The sequence below is a fragment of the Carboxylicivirga sp. genome, assembly GCF_982718395.1.
The window spans coordinates 19,727-27,771 of sequence record NZ_CEXQWX010000079.1; the positions used below are offsets into that span (position 1 = coordinate 19,727).

At 38.4% G+C, this 8,045-nt stretch carries 4 protein-coding genes and 1 pseudogene; 1 reads left to right on the forward strand and 4 read right to left on the reverse strand.

What is annotated here, in order from left to right:
* Positions 1 to 30 precede the first annotated feature (30 nt).
* On the forward strand, positions 31 to 2,958 hold the full coding sequence (locus AC4MRQ_RS14910; RefSeq protein WP_491198487.1) for a M16 family metallopeptidase: 2,928 nt from the start codon (positions 31 to 33) through the stop codon (positions 2,956 to 2,958).
* A gap of 51 nt (positions 2,959 to 3,009) precedes the next feature.
* On the opposite strand, the gene AC4MRQ_RS14915 is transcribed toward AC4MRQ_RS14910, so the two are convergent.
* The 4 genes and pseudogenes from AC4MRQ_RS14915 to AC4MRQ_RS14930 all read right to left on the reverse strand — a co-directional run.
* Positions 3,010 to 3,816: a tRNA threonylcarbamoyladenosine dehydratase gene (locus tag AC4MRQ_RS14915; RefSeq protein WP_491198488.1), complete on the reverse strand. Its 807-nt coding sequence runs from the start codon at positions 3,814 to 3,816 to the stop codon at positions 3,010 to 3,012.
* A 179-nt stretch (positions 3,817 to 3,995) separates the two neighbouring features.
* Positions 3,996 to 5,219: a phosphoserine phosphatase SerB gene (gene serB, locus AC4MRQ_RS14920; protein WP_491198489.1), complete on the reverse strand. Its 1,224-nt coding sequence runs from the start codon at positions 5,217 to 5,219 to the stop codon at positions 3,996 to 3,998.
* A gap of 539 nt (positions 5,220 to 5,758) precedes the next feature.
* Complete coding sequence (locus AC4MRQ_RS14925; protein ID WP_491198490.1) at positions 5,759 to 7,465, reverse strand: alpha-L-fucosidase; 1,707 nt, start codon at positions 7,463 to 7,465, stop codon at positions 5,759 to 5,761.
* 17 nt (positions 7,466 to 7,482) lie between these two features.
* Positions 7,483 to 8,045 (reverse strand): annotated as a pseudogene (locus tag AC4MRQ_RS14930) (carbohydrate-binding family 9-like protein); the annotation flags it as partial.

Below are 8,045 nucleotides of genomic sequence, written 5' to 3' on the forward strand. Positions count from 1 at the left end.
TTCATAAGGTCTAAATAGAAAACTAAACTTATGAAACATTTATTCTGCCTATTCCTAACAGGTCTTTTGGTACTATTCTCGTGCCAGCAAGCAAGCTACCAAACCCTACAAAAAACCGATGCTAACGGTTATTCTTATGAAAGTGTAACCAATGATCCTTACAATGCAAGAATCTATACTCTTGAAAATGGACTGAAAGTTTACTTAACTCAAAATCTTGACGAACCCAGAGTTGCTGCTTTAATTGGTGTTAAGGCTGGTTCTACTTATGAAGATCTTGATGCAACAGGTTTAGCCCACTACATGGAGCACATGATGTTTAAAGGGACCTCCAAAGTAGGAACCGTTAACTGGGAAAAAGAAAGCGCACTATTGGAGCAAATTTCTGATTTATTTGAGCAACATCGCTCTACTGAGGATGTTGCTGAGAAAAAGGTAATCTATTTCAAAATTGATAGCCTATCTCAAATTGCAGCCTCATACGTCGCAACAAATGAATTTGACAAATTGAATACTGCAATGGGTTCATCGCGGGTTAATGCCGGCACTTCATACGAATCAACAGTATATATGTGTGAAATCCCCAAAAATGAAATAGAACGCTGGGCTAAATTGGAAAAAGAGCGCTTTACAGGATTAGTTCTTCGTCTGTTTCATACCGAGCTGGAGACTGTTTACGAAGAATTTAATATGTATCAGGACATGGATGGTCAACGTGCTTTCCAAGCCATGATGCAAGGTCTTTATTCAAACCACCCATATGGACGCGACATAATAGGTTTTCCTGAACATCTAAAAAATCCATCAATGGAGGCCATCTATGAATTTAAAGATAAATTCTACATTCCTAATAATATGGCCATATCCTTATCTGGTGATCTGGAATTTGAACCTACCATTCAACTTGTTGATAAGTACTTTGGTCAATTAGAAAAGAAAGAGTTTACTGAACCTCAAATGCCGAAGGAAGAACCAATAACAGCGCCTGTTGTTAAGGAGGTTGTTGGTCCGGACGCCGAAAGCATGCAACTGGCCTTCCGGTTTGATGGTGTAGGAAGTGACGATGAACTTATGGTGGATTTGATCAGTTCAATCCTATCAAACGGACAAGCTGGCCTGATTGATCTTAACCTGGTGCAGAAGCAAAAGGTTTTAAGTGCTTCATCCGGCTCATGGTTTATGCGCGACTATGGCATACACATCTTCAATGGTAAACCAAGAGATGGACAATCCCTGGAAGAAGTAAGAGATCTTTTATTATCTGAATTGGACAAAATTAAAAAAGGAGAATTCGAAGACTGGATTATCGAAGCAATTGTAAATAAGGCCCGGTTAGACTTTATGAGTGCCTTGGAAAACCCATTCTATACTGCTTATTCTTTAATGAATGAATTTACTACTGGTCAGGCTCACGCAGATGTTTTAGCTTCACTTGATAAAATGAAGCAAATTACCAAAGAGCAGGTAATGGCTTTTGCAAACGAAAAATATGGCGATAACTATGTCTTGGTTTATAAGCGAACTGGTGACAACAGTGCTTTGGTTAAAGTTGAAAAACCTGAAATTACAGCCGTACCGGTTAATCGTGATTTGCAATCTGAGTTTGCTAAAAACTTCTTAGCTGAAGAGGTCACTGATATTGAGCCTGTATTTGTTGATTTCAACAATACATTGCATAAAGAAGAACTAAAGAGTGGATTGGAGTTTTTCCATTCTAAGAACGAGACCAACAGCTTGTTCCGACTGAATTATGTGATTGATCTGGGAAAAACCAACAGCCAGCAATTTCCTTTGGCAGTTGATTATTTACCTCTTCTGGGAACAAATCAATATTCACCTGAAGACCTTCGTAAAGAATTATTCCGTTATGGTTTGAGTCTTTCGGTTAATGCCGGAAATGAGCGCTCTTACGTCACCATTGCCGGACTGGATGAGCATTTGGAAAAAGGTCTCGAAATTTTGGAACATGTCATTCATAACGCCAAGGCTGAACAAGATTCATACAATGAATTTGTGAAGGGCATTATTAAAAAACGTGACGATGCGAAAAAAAGCCAGGGCCGGATATTTAATGCCATGGTCGACTACGGTATTTATGGTGAAAAATCTCCGGGTAAATACCTGATCGATACCGAAGAACTTAACAACATCGATCCAAATGATTTAACCCGTCAATTGGATGAAATGACATCATTTGAACACAAAGTATATTATTATGGACCATCCTCATCCGAAACTGTAACCGGCTTGCTTAGTCAGTACCATAAAACTCCTGAAAAATTATCTCCTATTCCTGAAAAGATTAAATATGAGATGAGAGAAAGCGAAAACTCACAGGTGTTCCTGGTTGATTACGATATTAACCAGGCCAATATACTATTGCTTGTAAAAGATACTCCTTTCGATCCGGAAATTATACCTTATGCCGAGGTCTTCAACAACTATTTTGGATCTGGTTTATCATCTGTTGTATTTCAGGAAATCAGAGAATCAAAAGCATTGGCCTATTCTGCCGGAGCTGGTTATATAAGCGCATCCCAAAAAGATAAGGACAATTTTATCTATGGCAGACTGGGTACCCAAGCCGATAAATTAAGTATTGCTACTTCAACATTAACGGAATTAATGAACGAAATGCCACGTGCAGAGACGCAATTTAATCAGGCGTGTGAAGGTATTGTTAAAAATATCAACACTGAGCGCATTACCAATAAAGAATTATTCTGGAGGTATCTCTCAAATGCTGATAAAGGTATAGATCATGATTTAAGAAAAGATGTATATACCAAAGCTAACAATATTACCCTGGATGAATTCGAAACTTTCTTTAATGAACATATAAAAGGTAAGAATTATACTTACATGGTATTAGGCCGGAAATCTGATTTGGATAAAAAGGCCCTATCGAAGTTAGGCAAAGTTAACGAACTAGCCCTGGAAGACATTTTTGGTTATTAAACCCGATTATCCAAAAATGTTCAAAAAATCCCGGTTTGAGCCGGGATTTTTTTATGCGGGTTGAAGAACTTCTTCTCTTATTTGCTGAATGACCAAACCGGCCAATGTCATACCAAAAATACCGGTTATGTGCGCCAGGCTCCCGTTAATGGCAGCTTTAAGACTACACCACTCATGATTGACCAAATCGGGATCGCCCGGACCATTCTCTGCTTTTGGACATAAGCATTTCTCGGTACCACAAGTTGCATCAGCTCCGGCATTTTCTAATAACTCATCGCTATATACGCATTGGAAATCGCGTGATGGTTCTCCGACTTTACGTACCATCTTCCTTATTTTCCGCGCTAATGGACATCCTTTAACTTTCCAGAATGAATCAACACGCACTCGCGTTGGGTCTACCTTTAAAGCCGCTCCCATTGAAGACACAAATATGGCCTTTGTTTCGGTTGCACGACGAATCAAATGTACCTTACTGCCCAAGCTATCAATGGCATCGATAATTACATCATATTCGTCCAGATTAAAATCTTCGGCTGTCTCTTTACTGTATATCTTTTGAAGCGCTGTAATTTCAGCTTTGGGGTTAATCTCCAACAATCGCTCTTTTAAGGCTTCAGTTTTAACCTGACCTACTGTTTTGGAAGTAGCCATTAACTGTCGATTCACATTCGTTACACAAACACGATCACTATCAACAATAGTCAGTTTTGTAATACCCGTTCTGATTAAGCTTTCGGCACACCAGCTTCCTACTCCACCAATCCCAAATAATATGGCCTTTTTATCAGCCATAACCTGCATCACGTCTTTACCCATTAAGAGTTCTGATCGATGAAAAATACCTTTACCCATATCCTACTCAACTATCTGGGCGGCAAAAATAATAAAAATATAGGATTCGTCATTCTATGAAGATCCAAGTTACCAGACGAAAGAATCAAGACATAAGACGTAAGATGATTGATATGATGTAAAACATATGGCAACAATTAGTCTTGCGGCTTAAATCTTATGTCTAAAATCTTCCCTTATCAAATATTAATCTCCCGATCCCTGAAACCAAGTAAATAAAGGATCGCATCCAATCCAATGGTTGAGATATGATGCTTTGCAGATTCTTTAACTTTTGGCTTGGCATGAAAAGCAATACCCAAACCGGCCAGCTTTAGCATTGGTAAATCATTAGAACCATCACCAACAGCAATCACCTGTTCCAAATGGATGTCTTCTTTAAAAGCCAAAAGTTTTAACAATTCTGCCTTTTTCTCTCCGTTAACTATTTCCCCTTTATGCTTTCCGGTTAGTTTACCATCTTTAATTTCTAACTCATTGGCAAATACATAGTCAATATCCAGCTTGCTTTTTAAGTAATTACCGAAATAAGTGAATCCACCGGACAGGATAGCTGTTTTATAGCCATAGGTCTTTAAGGTTTTAAACAAACGCTCAGCTCCTTCGGTAATCGGCAGGTTTTCGGCAATATCTTTCATAACGCTTTCGTCCAATCCTTTGAGCAAAGCAACTCGCTGAATAAAGCTTTCGTTAAAATCGATATCGCCCCGCATAGCAGCTTCGGTTATCTCCTTTACCTGATCACCAATACCTGCTTTAATAGCCAATTCATCTATCACCTCCGTCTGGATCAAGGTTGAATCCATATCGAAACAAACTAAACGGCGATTACGACGAAATATATTATCAGCCTGAAAAGCTATATCCACACCCGCTTCACCTGAAATATCAATGAACTGCTGTTTCATCTCAACCTCGTTCTTAGGTGTTCCACGCACCGAGAATTCAACTACTGATTTATCATTGCCTTCGTGGTCATCAAGTAATACACGACCGCTTAAACGTGATATATAGTCGATATTCAAGCCCTGGTTAGAAATAATGCCAGTTACCTGTGACAGTTGATCGGCACTTAACTTTCGTGATAGCAAGGTTATAATAAATCGCTCTTTACCCTGATGTCCCACCCATTCTTTATACTTCTCTTCTGTAACGGGTGTAAACTTCAGATTAAGCCCCAGTTCATAGGATTTAAAAAGCAACTCTTTCAATACCGGCGCTGACTCGGCAGATTCAGGTACTTCGAACAAAATGCCTAAACCCAGATCTTCATGTATAACAGCCTGACCAATGTCCAGAATATTGACACCATAATGCGACAAAATGCCGGTTAATGTGGCTGTTAATCCCGGTTTATCTTCTCCTGAAATATTTAGCAGAATGATTTCTTTGGTCTTATGCATGGCTTGATATTAGAAATTAAACGAAGCACAAAAATAATAATCTAACAGAAAACAATGCCAAGTGATTATTATTTTTATCAAAACGCAGGATTAAAACTACAAATCGTCTAACTATTGATAATTATCTATACTTATCCGATGAATATTAACGGCATGCAAATAATGTCGATCAACAGTTGAATGAAACCAAAGTAGAATACATATGTATCGGACTTACAGTCCTCAAAATCATAAACTTTGTATCCATAGCCCTGGCGGACTATGCTAATATGTGTCGTCCTTTTCAGGACTGTCAGGAGTATTTGAACAATTGGCCTGAAAGGCCTGTACATAATAGCGCAGGGTGAAACCCTGCGATCAATATAGAAAAATCATAAAGCACTGAAGGTGCGACGCATATGAATTTATTTTAACCATTGATTCGCATAAATAATCTTTTCCAAAGTTTCGAACTTTGGAAAAGGTTGATACTTGAATAAAAAAGCTGCAAAGATTAAATAAACCAATGCAGCCTTTTCAAACTTAAACCTATTTATCTACTAATTACTCTCAATAACATGTCCTTTACCACGATATAGATCCAATTGCCCATCCAATAAAACAGCAATCACTGTCATGTCTTTATCCAATACTTTTTCGGGCAAATCAATATAAGTAATGCCAGGGGTATTACTCCAGTAAAGCTTACCATTCTCTTTATGACTTAGTTTAGTACCATTACCAACTACCCAGATACGATTGATTTTATTCTTTAATCCGCGCACTACTAATGGACCATTATTTTTACCATCTACCATCAGGTAAAGAATCGTTTTATCTTTTGATAAAGCTGTTGGACCATTGTAATGCCCGGTTGGTATTGGATCTCCCATATTATTCAGGGCAATTTGGTGTTTCTTTTGCCAGCTGGTGTTCTTCATAACTTCGGCCAGTTCATATTCATTCAAACTGGTTGTTGGTTCAACCAACTTGATACTTTGCTTTAATTTAACCGCCACAACCGTCATTGTTGGATCACAATCATTGGCATCAAGGTCAAATGACAACAAATTATTATCAAGCTTAAAAGACAAGTCTGCATTCTTTCCTACCACACGAACGCTCTTAACATCTACGTCCAATCCATTAACCATTATCGCACCATTAGGTTGTCTGTCAATATATAGATACAATGTTTCACCATCTTTCGACAAAGCTGAGGGCCCTGTAAAATATTTCTGCTCAATTCCGGCACGTGTGCCATAGATTGCTTCACTATGCTTTTTTGTCCATCTGCCAAACTCATTTAATATTTCTAGTTGTGGCTCAGGAATAGAACCATCGGCTTTTGGCCCAATGTCTAATAACAAGTTTCCTCCCATACTGATACAATCAACAAAGATGCGAATCATCTGGTATGGTGTTTTGTAATTATGGTCGTTGTGCTGATAACCCCACGAATCGTTCATGGTCATACACAATTCCCAGTAAGGGTTGTTAGGCTTACGAATCGGCACACCTTGTTCTGGTGTATCATAATCGCCATATCCACGTAAACGGCTATTCAGGATAACATTTTTGTTATAGCTCAACATCAATTTACGCAACTCTTTCGATTTCCACTCTTCGGCTGAATGCTCCCAATCACCATCAAACCAATATAGGTCAGGATCGAAACGAGATGACAATTCATTCATTTGAGCAAAATAGAAATCGGTAAAATTACTCCAGCGCTCAGGATCTTTAGTGTATCGTTTTTCATTACGTAAATGAGCCGGATAATCAGGATAAGACCAATCAATCAAAGAGTAATACAATCCCACTTTCAACTTTTCCTTCCTAAGTGCTTCAACAAATGGTGCCACAATATCTTTTTTGGCAGGTGTATTTTTCACTGTGTTAAAGTGATCTGTTTTTGAGTCCCATAAAGCTACTCCATCGTGATGCTTTGATGTTAATACAGCATATTTGGCTCCACTCTCTTTAAATAAGCGCGCCCAGTCTTGCGGATTATATTTGCTGGCCGTAAAACCATCTAATTGCTTCATATAATCATCGTAGTTAATGTAACCATTGAAGAATGACCAGGACTCATCAATACCATTTACGGCGTAAATACCATAATGAATAAAAATTCCCAGCTTGGCATCTTTAAACCAAGCCATACGTTTATCTTTTTCCTTAGCCGTTTCTTTGTTTTCCTTTTGCGCATCTACCGATGTTATTAACATTAGGCTGAGCATTGCATATATTAGTATTTTCTTCATAATGATGTTTTATGATGTTACTTTCTTGATCTCCAAGTGCGTCCTTCGTTATTGATATGCCAGACATATTTACTACCAGAGCGGGTAGCCTGCGCTTCGAATAAAGAAGCTGTTGTTTCAACTTTTGTCACATAGGATAGATTATTCAATCCTACCTTTGCAAAATCCATTAACTGGTTTGCATATTTACCAGCAGCCTGACGATACAATTTTTGAGCATGATAAACGGAATACAATTCCCATTTAACCCGTTCATCCTCATTGAACACGAATTCTTCACTCCCATCACCAGCTATAATATCTGAGAATTGAAGAAATCCCCATGTTTCAGGACGGTGCATATTAATAAAACCTTGCGGCGACCATACCCAGTTATCTTCAGGGAATGATTTACCTGTTTCAGGATTGATTTTTTTATGATACTTGCCATCTTTTACTTCGTACTGCCATTGTACCCGGCTAAAATTAATGCGCCACTGGTTACCTGCTTTAGCTTTAACTCCACCGCTGTATTCATGCAGTACGCTTAATGGAAAAGCAATTTCAACATACCAGCCCTCATCCTTGTCGTCAGGTTGAT